This window comes from Leucobacter allii (assembly GCF_022919155.1).
GTDB lineage: Bacteria > Actinomycetota > Actinomycetes > Actinomycetales > Microbacteriaceae > Leucobacter > Leucobacter allii.
In genome coordinates this window covers 3,112,353-3,134,781 of the sequence record NZ_CP095045.1, presented here as the reverse complement: position 1 = coordinate 3,134,781, position 22,429 = coordinate 3,112,353, and the positions used below count along the sequence as shown (strand labels likewise).

Here is a 22,429-nt window from a genome sequence, read left to right as displayed (position 1 = left end):
CCATGTCGGTGTCAACGTCGACCGGCACGCCGGCCGGGACGGCCGGAGCCCTCGCGCTCCGGCTGTCCCGGCACCCCGTGCTGCGCTACACGCTCCGCCGCCTGGGGCTCACCCTCTTCCTCGCGCTGGGGGTCACGGTCGTCACCTTCGTCCTCTCGGCGCTCGTGCCCATCGATCCCACGGTGGCCGCGCTCGGCGAGCGGGCGGCCGCCGATCCCGAGATCGTCGCCGCCTACCGGGCCAAGTACGGACTCGACCAGCCGCTCGTGGTCCAGTACTGGGTCTACCTGACGGGACTGCTGCGCGGGGACTGGGGCATGTCCCAGCAGACCCAGCGGCCCGTGCTCGAGGATCTGCTGAGCTACGCGCCCGCGACCCTCGAACTCGTCCTCGCGACGATCGTCCTCGCCGTGGCCGTCGGGGTGCTCGTGGGCCTCGCGGCGGCGCTGTACCGCAACCGCTTCCCCGATCACGCGGCGCGCGTGATCGCGCTTCTCGGCGTGAGCACCCCCATCTTCTGGTTCGGCATCGTGATGACGATGATCTTCTTCGCGCAGCTCGGCTGGCTGCCGAGCGGCGGCCGCGTCGATCCGAACCTGCCGAAGCTCCAGGGAGGCACGGGATTCATCCTGATCGACTCCCTCCTCGCCGGGCAGCCCGCGATCTTCTGGTCGGGCGTGCAGCACCTCATCCTGCCGTCGATCGTCCTCGGGCTCGGCACCCTTGGGCTCATCATCCGCATCACCCGGGCGTCCGTGCTGGAGGTGCTCGGCAACGACTACGTGCGCGCGGGCCGTGCGAAGGGGCTCAGCGGCGGCGCCGTCGTGCGCCGCTACATCCTCCGCTCCGCCTCGGGATCCATCCTCACGGTCAGCGGCGTCGCCTTCGGCGGTCTGCTCGCCGGGACGGTGCTCATCGAGACGGTCTTCAACTGGCCGGGGCTCGGCCTCTACGCCTACCGATCGGCCACGACGGGGGACCTGAACGCGATCATGGGCGTCACCCTCTTCGTCTCCACCGCGTACATCCTCGTGAACCTGGTCGTCGACCTCTGCTACATGATCCTCGACCCGAGAGTGAGGCTCGCATGAGCGCCCCGCAGACGACCACCTCGATCCCGGCCGCCGTCGAACGGCGGCGCATGAAGGCTGCGGCGAGCTGGGGGGCCGTGCGCCGGGTGCTGCGCATGCCGCTCTTCGCGATCAGCCTCGGCATCGTGGCGCTGTGGCTGCTCGTGATCGTCTTCGCCGATCAGATCGCGCCGTACAGCGCGACCGCGCAGGGGGCGCCCCCGCTGCTCGCACCGTCGGCCGAGCACCTGTTCGGCACGGACGAGCTCGGTCGCGACGTCTTCAGCCGCGTGATCCACGGCGCCAGGGTGTCGCTCGTGTTCGCCGTGATCCTCGTCGCCGGCGCCATGGTCATCGGCACGCTCGTCGGCGTGGTCTCCGGGTTCTTCGGCGGCTGGATCGACGAGGCCCTCATGCGGCTCGTGGACCTCTTCTTCGCCTTCCCCGTGGTCATCCTCGCGATGGCGGTCGCCGCGGCGCTCGGGGCGAGCGTGCAGAACGCGGTGCTCGCCGGCATCATCGTGAGCTGGCCCATCTACGCCCGCACGGTGCGCGGCCTCGTGGTCGGCTACCGCGACGCCGAGTTCGTCATCTCGAGCCGGCTCGCGGGGATGAGCTCCTCGCGGTCGATCGTGGTCGACCTGCTGCCGAGCATCTCGGGGCCGACCCTCGTGCTCGCCACGCAGGACGTGGGCACCGCGATCCTGCTGCTCGCGAGCCTCTCCTTCCTCGGTGTGGGCGCGCAGCCCCCGATGCCGGAGTGGGGGGCGATGATCTCCGCGGGCGTGACCCACTTCAACGCCTGGTGGATCGCCGTGTTCCCCGGCCTCGCGATCGTCACCGTGGCGCTCGCGTTCAACCTGCTCGGAGACGGCCTGCGCGACGTCTTCGACCCGAAGATGAAGCGCTCCGTGCAGAGGAGGAAGCCATGAGCCTGCTGACGGTGGAGGGGCTGGGGGTGTCGCTGCCGATCGACGGCCGCATGACCCCGATCGTGGAGGGCATCGACCTGCGCGTCGAGCGCGGAGAGGTGCTCGGCATCGCCGGCGAGAGCGGCAGCGGCAAGACGATGTCGGCGATGGCCGTGATGGGCCTGCTGCCCGCGGAGGCGAGCGTGACCGGTTCGATCCGCTTCGAGGGGCGCGAGCTGCTCGGCCTCGGCGAGCGCGAGCTGCGCCGGCTGCGCGGGAACGACATCGCGATGGTGTTCCAGGATCCGCTCAGCAGCCTGCATCCCATGCTCACGATCGAGGGCCAGCTCACCGATCATCTCCGCGCGCATCGGCGCATCGGGCGCCGGGCCGCCGGCGCACGCGCCATGGAGCTGCTCGAGCTCGTACGGCTGCCGAACCCGCGCAAGACGATGCGGGCGTACCCGCACCAGCTCTCCGGCGGCATGCGCCAGCGCGTCGCCATCGCGACCGCGCTCGCCTGCGAGCCGGCGCTCCTCATCGCCGACGAGCCCACGACGGCGCTCGATGTCACGGTGCAGGCCGGCATCATCGAGCTGCTCCTCGGCCTCACGCGCGAGCTCGAGCTCGGGGTGATGATCGTGACCCACGACCTCGGTGTGCTCTCGAGCATCGCGGACCGCCTCGCCGTGTTCTACGCGGGCGAGGTCGTCGAGACCGCGTCCGCGGCGGACGTCTTCGCCCGCCCGACGCACCCCTACACCGAGGCGCTGCTCGCCGCCGTGCCGCACCGCAACGATGCGAGCGAGATCGAGCTGCTGCCGATGCGCGGCTCGCCCCCGGGCGCGGGCGAGTGGGCGGACGGGTGCCGCTTCAGCCCGCGTTGCGGGTACGTCGAGCCGTCCTGCCGCGCGCGGGGGCCGCGGCTGCTGGAGGTCTCGGGGGGCCACAGCGTCGCCTGCCACGTGAAAGGAGTCCCGTCATGAACGCCCCGATCCTCAGCCTCACCGACGTGTCGATCGAATACCGGCGCGGCGATCGCATGATCGTCAAGGCCGTCAACGGCGTCAGCTTCGACCTCGCGCCCGGGGAGATCCTCGGCGTCGTCGGCGAGAGCGGCTGCGGCAAGTCCACGCTCGCGAAGGGCATCATGGGCCTCGTGCCGCTCGCGGAGGGCGCGATCGTCTTCGAGGGGGAGCCGGTGCGTCCGCTCGGGCGCCGCAGACGGACGCGCGCGCAGCTGCCGGTGCAGATGATCTTCCAGGACTCCGCCGCCGCGCTGAACCCGAGGCGCACCATCGGCGCCCAGATCTCGGAGGTGATCGCGCTCCGGGTGAAGCATCGCGGCGAGCGCGGGGTGAACCCGCTCAACGAGGTGGCCGAGGTGCTGCGGAAGGTCGGCCTGCCGCCCTCGGCGGCCATGAAGTACAGCCACGAGTTCTCGGGCGGGCAGCGGCAGCGGATCGCGCTCGCGCGCGCCATCGCCTCGCAGCCGAAGGTGATCATCGCGGACGAGCCGATCTCCGCGCTGGACGCCTCGGCGCAGGCGTACGCCGCGAACCTGCTGGTCGACATCTGCCGCACCGAGGGCATCGCCCTCGTCTTCATCTCGCACGACCTCGCGGTCGTCCGCGCGATCGCCGACCGCGTCGTGGTGATGTACCTCGGCCGCGTGTTCGAGAGCGGACCGACCCGGCAGGTGTGGGAGCGCCCGCAGCACCCGTACGCCCGGGCGCTCATCGGCGCGATCCCCGTGCCCGACGGCTCCGGACGGCGCCCGGCGACCCTCGTCGGCGAGGTGCCGGATCCGGCGAACGCGCCCTCGGGGTGCGTGTTCCATCCGCGATGCCCGGTCAGCTTCGCGGGCTGCGACACGCACGTCCCCGCGCTGATCCCGCTGGATCCGACGCACGCGGCGGCGTGCCGGCTGCTCGAGTCGCCGCTGCCCGAGCCCGAGCGCTATGCGGCCGCACAGTGATCGGCGCAGTTGCTGTGCCTGAGGACATTCAGGGCGTCGGAGCCCGATGCATACGGTGATGGGGACACGCAGTTGCGCACCCGGAGAACCGGCGGACGAATCAAGGAGGATGCAATGCCGAAGCCGATCGACGAATTGATCGTTCAGGAGACGGGGCTCGTGAGCCGTGAGATCTTCGTGGACGAGGATCTCTTCAAACAGGAGCTCTCCCACGTGTTCGCGCGGGCCTGGCTGTTCGTCGCCCACGAGGACCAGATCGTGAAGAACGGGGACTACGTCGTCTCCAAGATGGGCACCGACACCGTCATCGTCACCCGCGACATGGAGGGCGAGGTGCATGTGCTCCTCAACACCTGCACGCACCGCGGCATGCGGCTGTGCCGCAACGACATGGGGAACGCGCGCACCTTCTCCTGCCCCTATCACGGCTGGTCCTACTCGATGGACGGCCGGATCGTCGAGACGCCGGGCGACCTCGCCGGCGTGCCGGGGCATGCGACGTACTACCACGGGGAGCTCGACAAGAAGGACTGGGGCCTCGTCCGGGCGCCGCGGGTGAAGGTCTACAAGCGGACCGTGTGGGCCTCGTGGGATCCGGATGCCCCCGAGTTCGAGGACTACCTCGGGGACATGCGCCAGTACCTCGACTTCGCGCTCGACGGGCGCGACGGGTCGCCGGGCAACAACGAGATGATCGGCGGCATCCTCAAGTGGCGTGTGCCCTCGAACTGGAAGTTCGCGCCCGAGAACTTCATCGGCGACAACTACCACGACATCTCCCACCGCTCCGTCGACCTCGTCGGCATCAACCCCTCGGGCGGCACCGGCCGCCGGGACGAGGAGCCCGACGAGGTGACGACGCTCGGCTTCCCGAAGCTCGGGCACGGGGTCATCGGCGAGATGCCGTACTTCGAGGAGCCGGAGTTCCAGCCGCAGTGGCAGGGCAACCCCGAGGTGGCCGAGTACTACCGGCGCTGCCACGAGCAGCGGGTGGAGCGCTTCGGCGACCAGCCCCGGGTGAGCATGACCGTGGGCACCATCTTCCCGAACATGTCCTTCCACGGGCGGCAGCCGCGCACGATCGCCGTCTTCCACCCGATCTCGCCGACGGAGATGGAGATGTGGCGCATCTTCCTCGTCGACCGCGACGCCCCCGACGCGGTCAAGGACATGGCGAGGCACTACCACCTGAGCTACTCGGGTCCCGGCGGCCTCACGGAGTCCGACGACATGGAGAACTGGTCGTACGCCACGGACTCGAGCCGCGGGGAGATCTCCCGGAGCATCTACTTCAACTACGAGATGGGGCTCGGGCACGCCCGCGAGGTGCCGCACCTGGAGGGCGCCGTCGAGAACGGCGTCTTCACCGAGGAGAACGCGCGCATCTTCTACAAGCGCTGGGCCGAGTTCATGAAGGCCGGCTCCTGGGACGAGCTCCACCCCGGCGCGGGCCCGGGACCCGACCGGCGCCGCGCCGCGGAGCCGACCGCGAACGTCGAGACGAAGTGAGGCGACCGTGAGCAATCTCGCAGAGATCGAACTGCTGCACGAGGTCACGCAGTTCTTCTACCACGAGGCGGATCTGCTGGACTACCGCGAGTACGCGGAGTGGCTGAAGCTCCTGCACCCCGAGGTGCGCTACTTCATCCCGCTCGTGCGGAACGTGCCCCGGATGCGCGACAACGAGTTCACGCGCGAGCAGCAGGACAACGCCTGGATGGACGAGGGATACGCGACGCTGGAGAAGCGGGTGAAGCAGATCCTCACGAACATCCACTGGGCCGAGGAGCCCCCGTCGCGCGTCTCGCACCTCATCAGCAACACCGTGCTGGTGCAGGTCGAGGGCGAGCCCGGGGCGCGGGAGGTGACCACCCGCTCACGGGTGTTCGTCTACCAGAACCGCATCGACGACGAGGTGAACCACTTCGTCGGCAAGCGGATCGACACCCTCGCCGAGACCGAGCACGGCTGGCTCGTCAAGCATCGCACCGTCCATCTCGACCAGAGCGTGCTGCTGGCCAAGGCGCTCACGGTGTTCATCTGATGGTGCGGGCGATCTTCCACGCCGCGGACGGCGCCTCGCGCGACGAGGTCGACGTCCCCGACGGCTGGACCCTCATGGAGGGCGCGCGCCAGGAGGGCGTGGCGGGGATCGTCGCCGACTGCGGGGGCGGGGCCATCTGCGGCACCTGCCACGTCCGGGTGCGGACCGAGTGGGCGCCCCTGCTCCCCGAGCCGGAGCCCAGCGAGGCCGCGCTGCTCACGATCGTCCCCGAACCCAGCGAGACGAGCCGCCTCGCGTGCCAGATCCCCATGGAACCCGAGTACGACGGCATCGAGGTCGATATCCCGAGCCGTCAGCTCGATCTCTAGCGCGGCGACCGCCGCGACACCTCCGGTCCCGACCGGCAACCCTGCGAAAGGTGACACCCGAACTATGGAAACCGTCTTCATCTCGTCCTCGATCCCCGAGGATCTCCGCGAGCGGCTGGCGCGGTCCTACCGCGTCGTCGACGTCCCGGAGGGGACGAGCTCCGGCTTCGAGCAGTACGGCGAGCCCGCCGGCTGGTTCATGGACGGCGGCACCCCGGTCGACGCCGCCGTGATCGCGCAGCTTCCCTCGCTCCGCGTCGTCTCGAACCACGGTGTCGGCTACGACAGCGTGGACCTCCCCGCCGCGACCTCCGCGCAGATCCTCGTGTCGAACACGCCGAGCGTGCTCGACAACGCCGTCGCCGAGCTGACCCTCGGGCTCATCCTCGCCCTGGGCCGTCGCATCGTCGCCTCCGACCGCTACGTCCGCGACGGCTCGTGGGAGCGCGAGTGGCCGGCGCTCAGCCATGACGTGCACGGCACGACGCTCGGCGTCGTCGGCATGGGACGCATCGGCCGCCGGCTCGCCGAGCTCGTCGCGCCGCTCGGGATCACGGTGCTTTACCACAACCGCTCGCCGCGCCCCGAGATCGACGAGTCCGGGCTCGCGGAGTGGGCCGAGTGGGAGGACATGCTCGCCCGCGCCGATTTCGTGAGTCTGCACACGCCCCTCACGCAGCGCACGCGCGGCTTCTTCGCCGCGGAGGACTTCGCGCTCATGAAGCCGAGCGCCTATCTCATCAACATGGCGCGCGGGGCGGTCGTGCGCACGCCCGATCTCGTCGCCGCGCTGCGCGACGGCACGATCGCCGGCGCCGCGCTCGACGTCTTCGACGAGGAGCCGCTCCCCGCCTCGAGCCCGCTCTGCGGCATGGAGAACGTCATCCTGCAGCCCCACAACGGCAGCGCCACGGAGGAGACGCGGCGCGCGATGGTCGAGCTCGGGGTGCGCAATCTCGAGCGCGGACTGCGCGGGGAGCGCCCCGAGACGCCGCTAAACTGGGACGACATCTACGGGGGATGAGCCGAGGGGCGCCGGGAGCGAACGCGACCGGCGCCCCGTCGCGCCGCGACGACGCGGGCGCGATCGAGCGATGGAGCTGGGAACTGGTGGCGATGACGCAGCAGAGCACGTTCGGTTCGTACGCGACGCTGCGCACCCTGCTCGCCGAGCGGTCGCTCAATCTCGAGGCCGTGCACGTGCCCGAGTACCTCCTCGACCGCAGCATCCGGTGGGTCACGGTGACCGAGATGGTCGATCCCGCGCCCTACCTGCTCGGCGACGAGCTCATCCTCACGCTCGGGAGCGCGTGGGAGGATCCGGACTCCCCCGAGATCGAGCGCTTCGTCCAGCGCATCTCCTCCGTCGGGGTGACGGCCGTCGGCATCGCGGTCGGCCTCTCGCACGAGGTCGTGCCGCAGCGCATGATCGACGCCGCGAGCCAGTACGGGTTGCCGCTCATCTCCGTCCCGTACACGACGACGCTGCGCTCCATCGGCGAGTACATCGTCGACTACACCCTCGGCGACAAGTTCGCCGCGGTGCAGAGCACCCTCCAGGCGCACACGGATCTCACGGAGGCACTCACCTCCAAGCTCGGCATGGAGGGACTGCTCGGGCGGCTGCGGCGGCTGCTCGAGGTCCCCGTCGCGGTGGTCGACTACTGGGGCAACCTCATCGCGAGCCAGCCGGCCTCGACCCCCTGGCCGATCGAGGGCATCGTGCAGCGCCGCGCCTCGGTGGTCTCGGGCGACGTCGTCGACGGGGCGACCGTGTACCCCGTGCTCATCTCGGATCAACGGGTGGCGTTCCTCTGCACGCAGGGGGTGGGGTCGGCGCCGGAGCTCATGCGCTTCGCGCTCGGGCTCGTCGCCCTGGAGCTCTCCAGACGGCAGGCCGAGCAGCACGGCCGCCGCGAGCTGCTCGGGCAGGTCATCAGCGACTACATCCAGGGGGACCTCGCCGACTTCGAGGCGCAGCGCCGGCTCGTGCGCGCGGGCATGAGCTTCGACGCGCCCAACCGCGTCGTCCTCGCGCACGTGCGCTGCGCCGAGCGTCTCCTGGAGGACGTGCCGTGGAACGCCGACACCCTGCTCCCGGCGGGCGCCGGCGAGTACGCGGTCGCGCTCGTCGACGGCATCGTCGCGGTCATGTGCTCGGAGTCCGTCGTCGTCGACGATCTCATCGAGACGCTGCGGATGCATCTCGGCCGACTCGGGGAGACCCGGATCGGCGCGGGCAACGCCTACCCCGGGGTCACGGGCCTGCGCCTGTCGTGGTTGGAGGCCCAGGGGTCTATGCGCTCGGGGATCTCCGCGACCTCCCGCGGGTCGATGCACCTGCCTCGGCTGATGCTCGCGAGCCTGAAGGTGCCGCTGCGGAGCGTCGGGGAGCAGATCCTGCGCACCCTCATCGAGTACGACCGCGAGAACGACTCGCAGCTCGTGCACACGCTGCAGGTCTATCTCGACAACGACTGCCAGAGCGCGGAGGCCGCCCAGCAGCTGTTCGTGCACCGCAACACCCTGCGCTACCGGCTGCGCCTCATCGAGAAGCTCACCGGGAGCGACCTCGACAGCTTCGAGGACCTCGTGAACTTCTACCTCGCCGTGCGCGCCCTGGAGATGGGGTAGCCGTCCGTGCCGCGGCCCAACGGGAGTCCGCATGCTTGTGCCGGCGCACATGTCCCACGCCCGAACCGCGCTCCTACGATGAGGGCATTGGGCGGCGCCGCTCCTCGGGCGGCCCCCGGCCGTGGAGAAGGAGAGACGGTATGCGCAACACCCTGGAACAGCTGGAACGGCTCGCCGACGGAGCCGTGACCCTCATCGACGGGGCATGGGTCCCGAGCGGATCGGGGCGCACCCGGGAGGTCCTCGACCCCGCGAACGGCGAGCGGGTGGGCATCGTCCCCGAGATGGACGCGGCGGACGTCGACCGGGCGGTCGAGGCCGCCCACGCGGCCTTCGGGGCCTGGCGGACGACCACCGCGAAGGAGCGCTCCGTGCTCCTCAGGCGCTGGCACGACCTCATCGGCGTCCACCTCGATGCGCTCGCGGCGCTGCTGACCGCCGAGCAGGGCAAGCCGCTTGCGGAGGCGGCGAACGAGCTGCGCCAGTCGCAGGCCTACATCGAGTTCTTCGCGGAGGAGTGCCGCCGGCTCACGGGGGAGACCATCCCGGCGAACACGAACGATCGCCGGCTGCTCGTGCAGCGGGAGCCGCTCGGCGTCGTCGGCGTCATCGCGCCCTGGAACTTCCCCGCCGCGATGATCGCGCGCAAGGCCGCCGCCGCGCTCGCCGCGGGCTGCACCGTCGTCGTCAAGCCGGCGGCCGAGACGCCGCTGAGCGCGCTCGCGCTCGCCGTCCTCGCCGAGGCCGCGGGGATCCCCGCCGGTGTCCTCAACGTCGTCACCGGCCGCGGCGGCGAGATCGGCGCCGCCATCACGGCGCACCCGCTGGTGCGGAAGATCTCGTTCACCGGATCGACGCCCACGGGCAAGCGGCTCGCGCGCGAGTCGGCGGAGACGCTCAAGCACCTCTCGCTCGAGCTCGGCGGGAGCGCGCCGCTCATCGTCTTCGACGATGCCGATGTGGAGCTCGCGGTGCGCGGCGCCCTGGCGAGCAAGTTCCGCAACGCCGGGCAGACCTGCGTGGCGACGAACCGAATCTTCGTGCAGCGCGGCGTCGCCGAGGAGTTCACGCGCCGGCTCGCCGAGGAGGCCGCGCGCCTCAGCGTCGGACCGGGGACCGAAGCGGGCGTGCAGATCGGGCCGCTCATCAACGAGGGCGCCGCGGCGGCGGTCCGCGAGATGCTCGAGACCGCCAGGGCCCAGGGCGCGACCGTGCTCACCGGGGGCGAACGGCTGGCGGGCGCGTTCGTCCAGCCCGCCGTCGTCGCCGACGTCTCCGACGACATGGAGCTCGTCCGCGCCGAGATCTTCGGGCCCATCGCACCGGTGTCGGTGTTCGACGACGCGGAGGAGGCGATCCGACGGGCGAACGCGACGCCGTACGGCCTCTCCGCCTACTTCTACACCACGGACTACCGGCGGATCGTCCGCGTCAGCGAGGCGCTCGAGTTCGGCATGGTCGGGGTGAACGAGACCCTCACGACGACCGAGGTCGCCCCCTTCGGCGGGATCAAGGACTCCGGCTACGGCCGGGAGGGCTCGCATTACGGCCTGGAGGAGTACACCCAGCTCAAGTTCGTCTGCATCGGGGGCCTGTGATGGGCGCGAACGGCGCCGCGACCGGGCTGCGAGAGGACGTCGTCGTCATCGGCGGGGGCCAGGCCGCGGCCGAGCTCGCCAAATCGCTCCGCCGCGAGGGGTACGCGGGGAGCGTCCGCGTGCTCGGCGCCGAGCAGTACCTGCCCTACGATCGGCCGCCGCTGTCGAAGGGCGTGATGCGGGCGGGCGTCGAGATCGACCGCCTCGCCTTCCTGGGGGCGAGCGGCTACGAGAAACTCGACGTCGCGATGGACACGGCGACCACGGTCACGGGCCTCGACGCCGCGCGGCGACGCATCGCGACCTCGGACGGCCGCGAGATCGGCTACGAGATCTGCGTGCTCGCGACGGGGGCGCGCGCGGTCCCCGCACCCTGGGGGGAGACGAGCCGGGTGCACTCGGTGCGCACCTACGAGGACGCGCGGCGCCTGCACGAGGCGATCTCCTCGGGCGCGCGGCGCTTCCTCGTCGTCGGCGGCGGCTATCTCGGGCTCGAGACGGCCAGCGCGCTCGCGCGGGCGGGACTCGAGGTGGCCGTCGTCGAGGCGAGCCCCTCGCTCCTGAGCGGTCGGGCCTCGGCGTTCACGGCGCGCTGGCTGCAGGAGCAGCACGAGGCCGCCGGCGTCGCCATCCATCTCGGCTCGCTCGTGGCCGAGCTCGAGGAGCGCGACGACGCCGTCCGGGTGCGCCTGGCCAACGGCGCGGAGCTCGTCGTCGATCAGGTGGTGTTCGCGGTGGGCGCGCTCGCCAATCTCGAGCTGGCCACGGCGGTCGGGGCCGAGTGCGGCCGCGGCGTGCTCGTCGACGCCGAGTGCCGCAGCTCCGTCGACGGGGTCTACGCCATCGGCGACGTCGCGAGCTTCCGCACCGCGAGCGGCGCCGAGGCGCGGGTGGAGTCCGTGTTCAACGCCACGTCGCAGGCGAAGACGCTGGCCCGGGTGCTGGCGGGCTCGGAGCGCAAGGAGCCCGGGGCGCCCACGTTCTGGTCGGATCAGGTCGGGGTGTCCCTGCGCCTCGCAGGCTGGGTGCCGCCGACGGTCGAGACGACGGACGTCGTCACCGAGGAGGCCGACGGCTGGTTCGTCGAGCGCTACCTGGGCGGCAAGCTCGTCGCCGTCGAGAGCATGAACCGCATCGCTGACTACCTGCGCGCGGTCCCGTCCATCGTCGATCTGAGGAGGAAGCTGTAGCCATGGGCATCGAGAACGGACTCACCGACTACGGCGACCCGGAGTTCGCCGCCTACCTGCGCCGGGCCTTCGCCTCGAGCATGGGGTTCAGCGACGAAGCGCTGGGCCGGCCCATCGTCGGCATCACCTGGACCGCGAGCGACTTCAACAACTGCCACCGCCTGGCGCCCGAGCTCATCGACGCCGTCAAGCGCGGCGTGCTCCTCGAGGGCGGCCTGCCGATGGTGTTCCCCACGATCTCGCTGGGGGAGGGGTTCCTGAACCCCACCTCGATGTACTTCCGCAACATGCTGGCCATGGAGACGGAGGAGATCGTCTCCGGCCAGCCGATGGACTCGGTCGTCATGATCGGCGGCTGCGACAAGACCATTCCCGGGCAGGCGATGGCGGCACTGTCGGCGGACGTCCCGGCCATCATGCTGCCGGTCGGTCCCATGATGACCGGCAGCTTCGAGGGCGAGCGCCTCGGCGCCTGCACCGACTGCCGCCGCTACTGGGGCAGATACCGCGCCGGCGCGCTGTCCCGGGAGCGACTCGCGCTCGTGCAGCAGAACCTGGCGGCGACCGCCGGCACCTGCCCGGTGATGGGGACGGCGAGCACCATGGCGAGCATCGTGGAGACCCTCGGTCTCGCGCTGCCCGGTTCGGCGACCATCCCGGCCGTCGCCGCCGATCGCCTCCGCATCGCGGAGGAGACGGGCAGACGGGCCGCCGTGCTCGCCCGCGACGGCGGCCCGTCGCCGCGCGACTTCGTCACCGAGCGCTCGGTCGAGAACGCGCTGCGGATGCTGCTCGCGCTCAGCGGATCGACCAACGCGCTCATCCATCTGACGGCCATCGCGCGCCGGGCCGGCGTCCGGGTCGATCTGCGCCGCTTCAACGAGCTGAGCGACGAGACGCCCGTCATCGTGTCGTTGAAGCCCACGGGCGACGGGTACATGGAGGACTTCCACCGCGCCGGGGGCGTCCGCGCCGTGCTGCGCGAGCTCGCGGACGCGTTCGACCTCTCGACGCCGAGCATCGCGGGCGGCACGCTCGGCGATCACCTCGACACCACGACGACCTGGCGCGACCACCGCGTCATCCGTCCCGTCGCCGATCCGGTGAGCCCGACGGGCGGACTCGTGGCGCTGTTCGGCTCGCTCGCGCCCACCGGCGCGATCCTGAAGCGCGCGGCGGCGACGCCCGAGCTCTTCGAACGCACGGGCCGCGCCGTGGTCTTCACCTCTCCGGAGGACCTCGCCGAGCGCATCGACGATCCGGAGCTCGACGTCACGGCCGACGACTTCCTCGTGATGCAGAACGGCGGACCCGTGGCCTCGGGAATGCCGGAGGCCGGCTACCTGCCGATCCCGAAGAAGCTCCTCGCGCAGGGGGTCACCGACATGGTGCGGCTCTCCGATGCGCGCATGAGCGGCACGGCCTACGGCACGATCGTGCTCCACATCTCGCCGGAGGCGGCGCTCGGCGGCCCGCTCGCCAAGGTGCGCACGGGGGATCTGATCCGGCTCTCCGTGCGCGACCGGATCCTCGATCTGCTCGTGCCGGAGGAGGAGCTGGCGGCGCGCGAGCCCGAGGTGCGCCTGCTCTCGCGCAAGAGCGCTTTCGCGACCATGTACCGCAGCGAGGTCATGCAGGCGCCCGACGGCTGCGACTTCCGCTCGGCGGTCGAGGACGACGCCGCGACGGGGCGCCCGGCCGAGGCCCTCGCGGGGACGCGCGAATGAGGCGCCTGACCATCGCGATCACCGGGGCCTCCGGCGCGGCGCTCGGCGTCGAGGCGCTCCGGCTGGCGGCCGCGGAGCCCGACATCGAGACCCACCTCGTCGTCACGGGTGCGGGCCTGCAGACGCTCCACCAGGAGACCGATCTGAGTTTCGGCGAGCTTAAGGGGCTCGCCGACCACGTGCACAAGAACCACGACCTGGGCGGCCCGCTCGCGAGCGGCTCGTACCGCTGCGACGCGATGATCGTGGCGCCGTGCAGCGTCACGACGCTCTCCGCGATCGCGAACAGCTACGACGCGAATCTCGTGGTGCGCGCCGCCGACGTGATGCTCAAGGAGCGCCGCCCCGTCGTGCTCCTGTTCAGGGAGACGCCGTTCCATCTCGGGCACATCAAGCTCATGGAGCAGGTGACCATGAACGGGGGCATCGTCATGCCGCCCATGCCGGCGTTCTACCTCCGTCCCGAGACGATCGAGGAGGTCGTCGCGCAGACGGTGGGGCGCGCCTTCGACCTCGCCGGCATGCCGCTGGACGGGACGCGGCGGTGGAGCGGCGTGGCGGTCCGGGAGGAGCGCGACGATGACTAGGGCAGGGATCGCCGCCGCGGGCCTGCGCGAGGAGCTCGACCGCTTCGCCGCGGCCGGACTCCTGCTGCGCGTCGAGCATCCGGTCTCCGCCCGGTTCGAGGCCTGCGCCCACGCCGCCGAGGCGGGCGACGCGCGGGCGGTGCTCTTCGCCGAGGTCGGGAGCGCCGCCCGGGCGGTGGCGATGAACACCACGGGGAGCCGCGCGCTTGTCGCGACGAGCCTCGGCGTGCGCCCCGAGGACTTCGCCGAGCGCTACCTCGAGGCGCTGTCGGCGCCCGTGCCGCCCGAGGCCTGGCCCGCCGAGCGGGGAGCCCCGCCCGTGCACGAGATCGTGGTCGAGGGCGAGGACATCGACCTCACCACGATGCTGCCCGTCCTCACCCACCACGAGCACGACGGCGGGCCGTACATCACCTCGGGCGTGGTGTTCGGCGAGCACGACGGCGTGCGGAACCTCTCCTACCACCGCATGCAGCTGCGCGGGCCGCGCGAGACCGGGATCGTCGTGGTGCAGCGTCACCTCCATCGCATGCTCGAGGCCGCCGACGCGGCGGACGAACCGCTGCCCGTCGCGGTCGCGATCGGGCTCGACGCCGGCATGCTGCTGGCCGCCGCGACCTCGGGCAGCGCCGCCCCCTACGGCTTCGACGAGCTGGGCATCGTCGGCGGCCTGCGCCGGGAGCCCGTGCGACTCGTGCCGGGGCGCACGGTCCCGCTGCAGGTGCCGGCCTGCGCCGAGATCGTGATCGAGGGGCACATCCTTCCGAACACGCGAGCGGAGGAGGGGCCGTTCGCCGAGTTCGACGGCAGCTACGAGCACGGCTCGGAGCGGGTGTTCCGCGCCTCCGCGCTGACGATGCGCCGCGGGGCGATCTACCAGGGCCTCGTGTCGGGGTCCGTGCCCCAGCTCAACATCATGGGCCTTCCGAACGAGGCGGTGCTGCTGCGCGCCATCCGCGCAGCGGTCCCCGGGGTCGAGCGCGTCCACGTCACGCTGGGGGGCCTGCGCAAGTTCCACGCGATCGTCTCCGTCCGCACGAGGATCGCCGGCGACGCCGCCGATGCGATCGTCGCCGCGTTCGCCGGGCACCGCGACCTCAAGCAGGTCGTCGTCGTGGACCACGACGTCGACGTGTTCGACGCGGAGGCCGTGGAGCGGGCCGTGGCCACGGCGTTCCAGCCGGATCGCGGCCTGGTGCTGCTGCCGCGGGGGCGCGGGAACCCGGTGGACCGGAGCCTGGACCCCGACGGCACGACCTCGCGGATGGGGATCGACGCGACTCGTCCGGTGGGGAGCGAGCCGCCCGTCCGCGCCCGGATCCCCGGCCGCGATCGCGTGCGATTGCCGGCCGGGGGCGGCACGGCGCCGCCCCCGGAGCTCAGCCCTCGGGGGTGACGTAGGCGATCGCCATGCCGCCGTCGATCTTGAGATCGACGCCCGTGATGTGCGACGCGCGATCGCTCGCGAGGAAGACGACCGACTCCGCGACCTCCTCCGCCCGCGTGAAGCGGCCGGTGGGGACGTGCACGAGCCGCCGCCGGCGTCCCGCGTCGTCGGCGTGATCGGTGAAGAGCGGCGTCTCGACCGGGCCGGGGGAGATCGAGTTCGCCCGCAGGCCCCGGCGGGCGAACTCGACGGCGATGTCGGCGGTGAGCGCGATCACCGCGCCCTTGGAGGCCGAGTACGAGATGCCGGGGATCGCGGATCCCATACTGCCGAGGAGCGACGCGGTGTTCACCACGGCGCCGCCGCCGCGGGCGAGGATCTGGGGGATGCCGTGCTTGTTCGCCAGGAACATCGAGGTGAGGTTGCTGCGGAGCGTGCGCTCCCACACCGCGAGCCCCGTGTCGAGGACGTTCGCGTCCTCGGCGAGGGCGACTCCGGCGTTGCTGAACAGCACGTCGATGCCGCCGAACTCGGCGCCGATCGTCTCGAACGCCGTCGCCACCGCCGGTTCGTCGGCGAGATCGATCGCGACGAATCGATCGCACGCCGTCGGGCCCGCGTCGATATCCATGCCGATCACGGTCGCGCCCTCCCGGTGGAATGCGGCGGTGGTCGCCCGGCCGATCCGGCCACCCGCTCCCGTGATGACGGCGATCTTCCCATCCAGCGCTCCCATGCCCTGTCCCTCTCCTCCGGTGGTGCGTCGGCGCCCGGTCGGGTCCGCGTGCTGCAGACGATAGTGCGCCGGGGCGCGCTGCGGCGCTGTGCGGGTGCAACGGGAGAGCGGGCTCGGCTTGGCGGCCTGCACCATGCCCGCGCGGCGCCGCAGGGGCACACTGAGAGCGGACCCCGACTGGATTGCTGAGGCGACATGACGAACATTCACTCCCCGATCGACGGCTCCGTGCTCGCGACCGTCCCCGACACCCCGCCCGCGGCCGTGCGCTCCGCGATCGACGCGGCGGCGCGGGCCTCCGGCGGCTGGGGAAGGACCTCGCCGATCGCGCGCGGGCGGGTGCTCCGCCGCATCGCCGAGCTCATGCTGGCGCACGAGGCCGAGCTCGCGGAGCTCGAGGCGCGCAACCTCGGCGCCCCGCTGGCGGCGAGCCTCGCGATGGTCCGCCGCGCGGCCGGATCCTTCGCCTACTTCGGCGAGCTCGCGGACAAGGTGTCGGGGGAGGTGATCCCCGTGGAGGGCGAGTACCTCGCCTACGCGAAGCGGCAACCGCACGGCGTCGTCGCCGCCGTCGTGCCGTGGAACGCTCCGCTCATCTTCGCGACGAAGAAGCTCGCGCCGGCGCTCGCCTTCGGCAACGCCTGCGTGCTCAAGCCGGCCCCCGAGACCCCGCTGAGCGCTCTGCGGCTCGCCGAGATCATGGCCGAAGCCGGGCTCCCCGCCGGGCTCGCCCACGTGCTGCCCGGCGGGACGGCGACCGGGCGCGCGCTCACGGAGGATCCCAGGATCTCCCTCATCGTGTTCACCGGCCACGACGCGACCGGCGCCGCGATCGCCGGCGCCGCCGCGGTGAACCTGGTGCCCACGGCGCTCGAGCTCGGCGGGAAGTCCGCGCAGCTCGTCTTCGCGGACGCCCCGGGGCACCGCGTCGTCGAGGGGCTCGTGAGCGGCGTGTTCGGCAACGCGGGCCAGGCCTGCATCGCGGGCAGCAGGATCCTGGTCGAGGCCCGTGCGCAGGAGGAGCTGCTGCGGGGGCTCGCGGAGCGCACGCGCGCCGTGCGCGTCGGCGACCCGCTCGACGCCGCCACGGAGGTCGGCCCGCAGACGACGCTCGCGCAGCAGCAGAAGACCGAGCGCATGATCCGCGACGCGGTGGCCGAGGGCGCTCGCGTGCTCGCGCGCGCCGAGCTCCCGGACGACGCGCGGCTGGGGGAGGGGTACTACGTCGCGCCGACGCTCCTCACGGACGTCTCGCCCGCGATGGAGATCGTCCGGGAGGAGGTGTTCGGCCCCGTCGCCGTGGTCTCCGCGTTCGTGTCCGAGTCCGATGCCGTCGAACAGGCGAACGCGACCGAGTACGGGCTCGCCGCCGGCGTCTGGACCCGCGACGTGGCGCGGGCGCATCGCGTCGCCGACCGGCTGCGCGCCGGGACCGTGTGGATCAACACCTACGGCGTCATCTCGGACCGCATGCCCTTCGGGGGCTTCGGGCGCTCCGGCTACGGCCGCGAGGGCGGCCAGGCCGCCGTGGAGCTCTACACGCGCCTGCAGGCGGTGTGGACGTCGCTGCACGAGGACGAGGCGACGCCGGAGATCGCCCTGCCCTGAACCGCACCCCCTCCCCCGCACGGCGCGGGCGCCGCGTGAACCTTGCGTGAACGCCGTGGCCTCGCGGTCGCGGGCGGCGGCCGCGAGGGGTAGCGTGGAGGGCGATAGCGCCTAGGGTTCCGGGGCTCTGCGGAGGCAGGGCCCGCCAGCGACCGAGCGGCGCCACGCCGGTTCCCGCGAGCCGGCGTCATCTGACAGGACAAAAGCCCGGAGGAACCGCGCTCGCCTGCCCTGAACCGGGCGAGCGGAAGGTTCCCCGTGTCCCAGACCGCATTCCTGCTCGTCCTCGCCGCCGCATTCGCGCACGCCGCCTGGAACATCATCGCGCACGGCTCGAGCCGCTCGGGGCTGCCGTTCCTGTGGTGGGGCTCCCTCGTGAGCGCCCTGCTCTGGGCGGGCGCGGTGCCGTTCACCGGCGGGCTCGGCACGGCGGACCTCGGCGGCTTCCTCCTCGGCGCCGGGGTCTCCGCGCTGCTGCACGTCGGCTACATGCTGCTCCTCCAGCGCGGCTACGCCATGGGGGACCTGTCCCTCGTGTACGCGACGGCGCGCGGCACGGGTCCGCTGCTCACCGTGCTCGTGGCGGTCCTCGCGCTCGGCGAGCGGCCGGCGCCGCTCGCGCTCGCAGGGATCGGGGTCATCCTCCTCGGGATCGTCGGGATCGGCTTCGCGGGCCGCGCGCCGCGCGGGGGCGCCGCCCGCGGGCCCGGGGCGGTCTCGGCCCCGGCCGCACCGCGTCCGCGCGCCGTGCCCGCCGTGGGCGACCCCCCTCGCTCCGCAGGCGTTCCCGGGCGCCGCGGCCGCCTGGATCCGGGGCTCGGCTACGGGCTCGCGACGGGCGTCGCGATCGCCGCGTACACGGTCTGGGACACGCACGCGCTGCGCGTCTGGGAGCTCTCGCCGGTGGCGTTCATGGTGGGCTGCGCGGCGCTCGAGCTCCCGCTCCTCACGGTCGGCGTCTGGCGCCGCCGCCGCGAGCTACTCCCCGTGCTGCGGACACAGTGGGGGCGGCTGCTCCTCTTCGGCGTGCTCTCCCCGCTCTCCTACATCCTCGTGCTCACGGCGGTCACGATCGCTCCGGTCGCGCTCGTCGCCCCGGTGCGCGAGGTGAGCGTCGTGCTCGTCAGCCTCTGGGGCGCGTTCGTCTTCCGCGAGCGCCGCCCGGCCGCCCGCATCGCCGCCTCGCTCGTCGTGGTCGGCGGGGTGCTGCTGCTCGGCGCGCCGTCGTAGCGGCCCTGGTGGCGCGCCCTCGGAGCGGCCGGGGAGGTGCGCCCGGGCCGGGAACGACCTGAGGCCCGGCCCCCGTGCGGGGGCCGGGCCTCAGGCGGCGGACGGAGCCGCCGGGATCGCGTCGTTACGCCTGGCGACGACGGGCCAGGAGCAGCGCCGTGCCGCCGAGGCCGAGCGCGAGGACCGCGCCGATCGACCAGGCCGCAAGGCTCTGCCCGCCGGTGACGGCGAGCGGGGCGGTCGAGGCGAGCTCGGCCGTCGAGGCGTTGCTGACCACGTCGGCGCCGTAGAGCGTGACGCCCGTCGCGGTCGCCGTGTTGGTCAGCGGCTTGCCGGTCACGTCACCGGGGAGCGCGGTGTAGACGCTCGTGCAGGTGATCGACTCGCCCGGATCCACGGTGCCGGTCGGGCACTTCGGGGTGGGGAGTTCGCCGGTGCCGCTGAAGGCGCCCTCGTCGATCGCGATGTCGTCGAGCGGGATGTTGCCCGTGTTGGTGACCTCGAAGGAGTAGGTGACCTTCTGGCCCGCGTGCGTGACAGTGTTCGCGTCGGCGGTCTTGACGAGCGTGAGCTCGGGGGCGGGAACGCTCTCGAGCGCCGCCGCGGACTCCTCGCTGACGACCGGGTGGCCCATGGGGGTCTCGCCGGCCGCGGTGGCGGTGTTCGTCAGATCCTCGCCGGTGATGTCCTCGGCGACCACGGTGTACACGGCGGTGCAGGTGACCGACTCGCCCGGGGCGACCGGGCCGGTCGGGCACTCGGGCGTCGGGAGCTCGCCCGCGCCGCTGAACTCGCCCTCGGCGATGGAGATGTTGTCCACCGAGATGTTGCCGGTGTTCGTGACGACGAAGGAGTAGGTGACCTTCTGGCCGATCTCCGTGATGTCCTCGGTGTCCGCGGACTTCACGAGGCCGAGCGACGGCGCGGCCGGCTGGATCTCGGCGGAGGCGGTGTTGTTCTCCTCGCTGCCGCGGTCCGTGATCGTGACGGTGTTGGTCACCGGCTCGGTGCCGGTCACGACGACGTCGTAGACGAAGGTGACGGAGTCGCCCGCGGCGAGGCCGCGGTGGCGCACGTCGGGGGTCTCGGGATCGTCGCTGACGTCGATCGAGTCGTACGCCTCGATGCCGGCGGCGGTGATCGCCTCGCCCGCGGCGGGCACGGAGGTGTCGAGGCCCTCGACGGAGACGAGCGTGCCGCCGACCGCGAGGTCGTCGACGAGGCTCACGGTGTCGCCGATCGCCATGTCGTCGGCGCCCTCGTTGGTCACGGTCACCGAGTAGGTCACGGTCTGGCCGTCCTCGTAGACGGGCTCGCCGACGACGCTCTTCGCGACCGAGAGGTCGTAGTCGCACATGATCCACTCGAAGGTGACCTGGCCGGGCAGCGTGTCGCCCTCGCCTTCCTGGCCGGCGGGCACGCGGTTCTTCGCGAGCGCCGGATCGCTCAGCAGCGCCGAGTCGGAGACGAAGGTGGAGCCGCCGCCGCCGCCGGCGCCGACGAAGTACTGCGCCGCGCCGCCGACCTGGCCGTCGGTGGAGGCGCCGCCGCCGCCGCCGAAGAAGCCGCCGCCGCCGCCGGCGCCGCCGTCGAGGCCGGGATCGTTGCCGCCGTTGCCGCCCTGCAGCGAGCCGCCGGGGAAGCCGTTGAAGTCGTAGCCCTCGGTCGCGCTGCGCGGGTTGACGCCGCCGGCGCCGCCGGCGCTCACGCCGCCGCCCAGGCCGGCGCCGGGCGCGGTCACCGGATCGGCGTTCCAGCCGAGGTCGAAGCCGGAGGTGCCGTCGCCGCCGGCGTACACGGTGCCGCCGTCGATCGCGACGCCGTCGACGACGCCCGCGTCGCCGCCGTGGCCGCCGTCGGCGGTGTGGCCGCCGCCGGTGCCGCCGCCGCCGCCCGCGAGGATCAGGAGGTCCCCGCCGACGCTGATGGAGGAGTAGCCGCCGCCGCCCGCGCCGCGGTGCCCGCCGGTGCTGCCCGCGCCGCCGCCGGGCAGGCCGGCCGCGCCGCCGTTGGCGCCGGTGCCGCCGACGGTGTACTGGATCGCGTCGCCCGCGCCGACCGCGAGGCCCGCGCTGACGGTGGCGCCGGAGCCGTTCGGGCCGCGGAACGCGCCCGGATCCTCGGGATCCTCGGCGTTGTCATCCGTGCCGGACGAGATCGCCGAGCCGCCGGGGGCGCCCGCGACGACGACGTTCACCGCGCACACGCCATCGGGCACGACGACCGTCTGGTCGACGCCGCTCGTGAAGGTGGTGGGCTCGGCGTCGGGCGCCGGGGCGGCCTGAGCCGCCGGCATGCCGAGGAAGAGCGACGCGCCGACGACCGAGGCGGCGACGAGCCAGCCCCCCGCCCTGCGTCCGATCGACCGTGAATCCTGATCCATAAGTATCGGTATCCCCTTTGCTTCAGCAAGGACGCCGGCCCGAAGCAGCTTTGACGGACTTCACAGCGCCCTCCAAGTTATGGATCTTATTTCGATGCCTCAGCGCAGAGGGGGTCGCGTTACGTCGTCGAAAGAAAATGACCCCGCTGTGGAGGTCACTTGGGGGTCCAGGGGGTCAGATCATCCCCCGAAGCTGCGCAGATACGCCTCGCCGTCGGCGGCGCGGGGAGCGCGGCCGCGGGAGGCGACGCTGAAGCGCACGATGTCGCTGCGGTAGTGGTCGTCGGACACCTCGATCGTGCGGCCGGAGGCGTCGCGCGACACCCGGTGCAGTCGGAGTACGGGAGTGCCCTCGGCCACCCCGAGCAGGCGGGCGTCGAGCGCGTCGGCCGCGACCGCGTCGATCTCGTGGTCGACCTCGGCCTGGGGGAAGCCGTGGGCGGCGAGCAGCTCGGTGATCGACACCCGGTCGAGGTCGTGGTCGAAGAGCGCGCGCGCGGTCTCGCCGAGGTACACGAGCCGCTCGACCATGGTCGGGCGGCCGTCGAGCAGTCGCAGCCGCAGCACCTCGACGACGGACTCCCGCTCGTCGATGCCGAAGGCGCGCGCCGTCTCCGGTCCAGCGAGCCGCCGCGCGAGCTGCTGGGTCACGGCGCCGGGCGTCGCGCCGATGGCCTCGGCCCATCGCGTGAACGGAATCGACACGTCGACGGCCTGGGTCGACTTCCGCGGGACGACGCGGGCGGGACGACCGCGCCCCGTCTCGATGAGCCCTTCGCCGCGGAGCACCGCGAGGGCGTTGCGCACGGGGCCGCGCGAGGTGTTCCATCGCGCGGCGAGCTCGGCCTCGGTCGGCACGTCCATGCCGGGGGCGAGGCCGCCGTCCGCGATGCGCTCGCGCAGCTCGTCCGCGATCCGCAGGTACACCACTTCGCTCACATAGGCATACTACTTCGCCGCTCCGGCGCGCCGCGCGCGCCGCCGGAGCGGTCACCCGATGTTCAACTTCGGGGCATT

Annotated in this window: 19 protein-coding genes; 16 read left to right on the top strand and 3 right to left on the bottom strand. The window is 72.4% G+C overall.

Features of this window, described 5'->3' with window-relative positions:
- The first annotated feature begins 2 nt into the window (after positions 1 to 2).
- The 14 genes from MUN78_RS14485 to MUN78_RS14420 all read left to right on the top strand — a co-directional run bounded on the left by MUN78_RS14485 (position 3) and on the right by MUN78_RS14420 (position 15,464).
- Complete coding sequence (locus MUN78_RS14485) at positions 3 to 1,091, top strand: ABC transporter permease (RefSeq protein WP_244727356.1); 1,089 nt, start codon at positions 3 to 5, stop codon at positions 1,089 to 1,091.
- The gene (locus MUN78_RS14480; RefSeq protein ID WP_244727354.1) at positions 1,088 to 2,002 is read left to right on the top strand and encodes an ABC transporter permease; all 915 of its coding nucleotides are present in this window, start codon (positions 1,088 to 1,090) and stop codon (positions 2,000 to 2,002) included. Before MUN78_RS14485 ends, MUN78_RS14480 begins: the two co-directional genes overlap by 4 nt.
- Positions 1,999 to 2,967, top strand: a complete 969-nt coding sequence (locus MUN78_RS14475) for an ABC transporter ATP-binding protein (protein WP_244727352.1) — start codon at positions 1,999 to 2,001, stop codon at positions 2,965 to 2,967. Before MUN78_RS14480 ends, MUN78_RS14475 begins: the two co-directional genes overlap by 4 nt.
- Positions 2,964 to 3,959: an ABC transporter ATP-binding protein gene (locus tag MUN78_RS14470; RefSeq protein ID WP_244727350.1), complete on the top strand. Its 996-nt coding sequence runs from the start codon at positions 2,964 to 2,966 to the stop codon at positions 3,957 to 3,959. Before MUN78_RS14475 ends, MUN78_RS14470 begins: the two co-directional genes overlap by 4 nt.
- A 114-nt stretch (positions 3,960 to 4,073) precedes the next feature.
- Positions 4,074 to 5,468 (top strand): aromatic ring-hydroxylating oxygenase subunit alpha, encoded by a 1,395-nt coding sequence (locus MUN78_RS14465; protein WP_244727348.1) that lies wholly within the window; start codon positions 4,074 to 4,076, stop codon positions 5,466 to 5,468.
- 7 nt (positions 5,469 to 5,475) lie between these two features.
- Entirely contained in the window at positions 5,476 to 6,003 is a 528-nt protein-coding gene (locus MUN78_RS14460; protein ID WP_244727346.1) for an aromatic-ring-hydroxylating dioxygenase subunit beta, read from the top strand.
- Positions 6,003 to 6,332, top strand: a complete 330-nt coding sequence (locus MUN78_RS14455) for a 2Fe-2S iron-sulfur cluster-binding protein (protein WP_244727344.1) — start codon at positions 6,003 to 6,005, stop codon at positions 6,330 to 6,332. The genes MUN78_RS14460 and MUN78_RS14455 overlap by 1 nt, the downstream gene beginning before the upstream one ends.
- A 64-nt stretch (positions 6,333 to 6,396) precedes the next feature.
- Positions 6,397 to 7,356 (top strand): 2-hydroxyacid dehydrogenase, encoded by a 960-nt coding sequence (locus MUN78_RS14450; RefSeq protein ID WP_244727342.1) that lies wholly within the window; start codon positions 6,397 to 6,399, stop codon positions 7,354 to 7,356.
- A 92-nt stretch (positions 7,357 to 7,448) separates the two neighbouring features.
- A complete protein-coding gene (locus MUN78_RS14445; RefSeq protein WP_244727340.1) occupies positions 7,449 to 8,966 on the top strand; it encodes a PucR family transcriptional regulator in 1,518 nt (505 codons plus the stop codon).
- A 140-nt stretch (positions 8,967 to 9,106) separates the two neighbouring features.
- Positions 9,107 to 10,564 carry an NAD-dependent succinate-semialdehyde dehydrogenase gene (locus tag MUN78_RS14440; RefSeq protein ID WP_244727338.1) on the top strand — a complete coding sequence of 486 codons (1,458 nt, stop codon included), beginning with the start codon at positions 9,107 to 9,109 and terminating at the stop codon, positions 10,562 to 10,564.
- A complete protein-coding gene (locus tag MUN78_RS14435) occupies positions 10,564 to 11,754 on the top strand; it encodes an NAD(P)/FAD-dependent oxidoreductase (protein WP_244727336.1) in 1,191 nt (396 codons plus the stop codon). The genes MUN78_RS14440 and MUN78_RS14435 overlap by 1 nt, the downstream gene beginning before the upstream one ends.
- Positions 11,755 to 11,756: 2 nt before the next feature.
- Positions 11,757 to 13,481 carry a dihydroxy-acid dehydratase gene (locus MUN78_RS14430; RefSeq protein ID WP_244727335.1) on the top strand — a complete coding sequence of 575 codons (1,725 nt, stop codon included), beginning with the start codon at positions 11,757 to 11,759 and terminating at the stop codon, positions 13,479 to 13,481.
- Positions 13,478 to 14,068: a UbiX family flavin prenyltransferase gene (locus MUN78_RS14425; RefSeq protein WP_244727334.1), complete on the top strand. Its 591-nt coding sequence runs from the start codon at positions 13,478 to 13,480 to the stop codon at positions 14,066 to 14,068. The genes MUN78_RS14430 and MUN78_RS14425 overlap by 4 nt, the downstream gene beginning before the upstream one ends.
- Positions 14,061 to 15,464, top strand: a complete 1,404-nt coding sequence (locus tag MUN78_RS14420; RefSeq protein ID WP_244727332.1) for a UbiD family decarboxylase — start codon at positions 14,061 to 14,063, stop codon at positions 15,462 to 15,464. The genes MUN78_RS14425 and MUN78_RS14420 overlap by 8 nt, the downstream gene beginning before the upstream one ends.
- On the opposite strand, the gene MUN78_RS14415 is transcribed toward MUN78_RS14420, so the two are convergent.
- Positions 15,448 to 16,191 (bottom strand): SDR family oxidoreductase, encoded by a 744-nt coding sequence (locus MUN78_RS14415; protein WP_244727331.1) that lies wholly within the window; start codon positions 16,189 to 16,191, stop codon positions 15,448 to 15,450. The two genes, MUN78_RS14420 and MUN78_RS14415, sit on opposite strands and share 17 nt — an antisense overlap.
- A 195-nt stretch (positions 16,192 to 16,386) precedes the next feature.
- Here MUN78_RS14415 and MUN78_RS14410 point away from each other — a divergent pair, with 195 nt between their 5' ends.
- Together MUN78_RS14410 and MUN78_RS14405 are read left to right on the top strand one after the other, a co-directional pair.
- Positions 16,387 to 17,799, top strand: coding sequence for an aldehyde dehydrogenase family protein (locus MUN78_RS14410; protein ID WP_244727330.1), 1,413 nt, complete (start codon positions 16,387 to 16,389; stop codon positions 17,797 to 17,799).
- A 258-nt stretch (positions 17,800 to 18,057) separates the two neighbouring features.
- On the top strand, positions 18,058 to 19,029 hold the full coding sequence (locus tag MUN78_RS14405; RefSeq protein ID WP_244727328.1) for an EamA family transporter: 972 nt from the start codon (positions 18,058 to 18,060) through the stop codon (positions 19,027 to 19,029).
- Positions 19,030 to 19,153: 124 nt separating this feature from the next.
- On the opposite strand, the gene MUN78_RS16715 is transcribed toward MUN78_RS14405, so the two are convergent.
- On the bottom strand, positions 19,154 to 21,412 hold the full coding sequence (locus tag MUN78_RS16715; RefSeq protein ID WP_283248402.1) for a DUF7507 domain-containing protein: 2,259 nt from the start codon (positions 21,410 to 21,412) through the stop codon (positions 19,154 to 19,156).
- A gap of 180 nt (positions 21,413 to 21,592) precedes the next feature.
- Positions 21,593 to 22,351 (bottom strand): GntR family transcriptional regulator, encoded by a 759-nt coding sequence (locus MUN78_RS14390; RefSeq protein ID WP_244727326.1) that lies wholly within the window; start codon positions 22,349 to 22,351, stop codon positions 21,593 to 21,595.
- Positions 22,352 to 22,429: the final 78 nt, after the last annotated feature.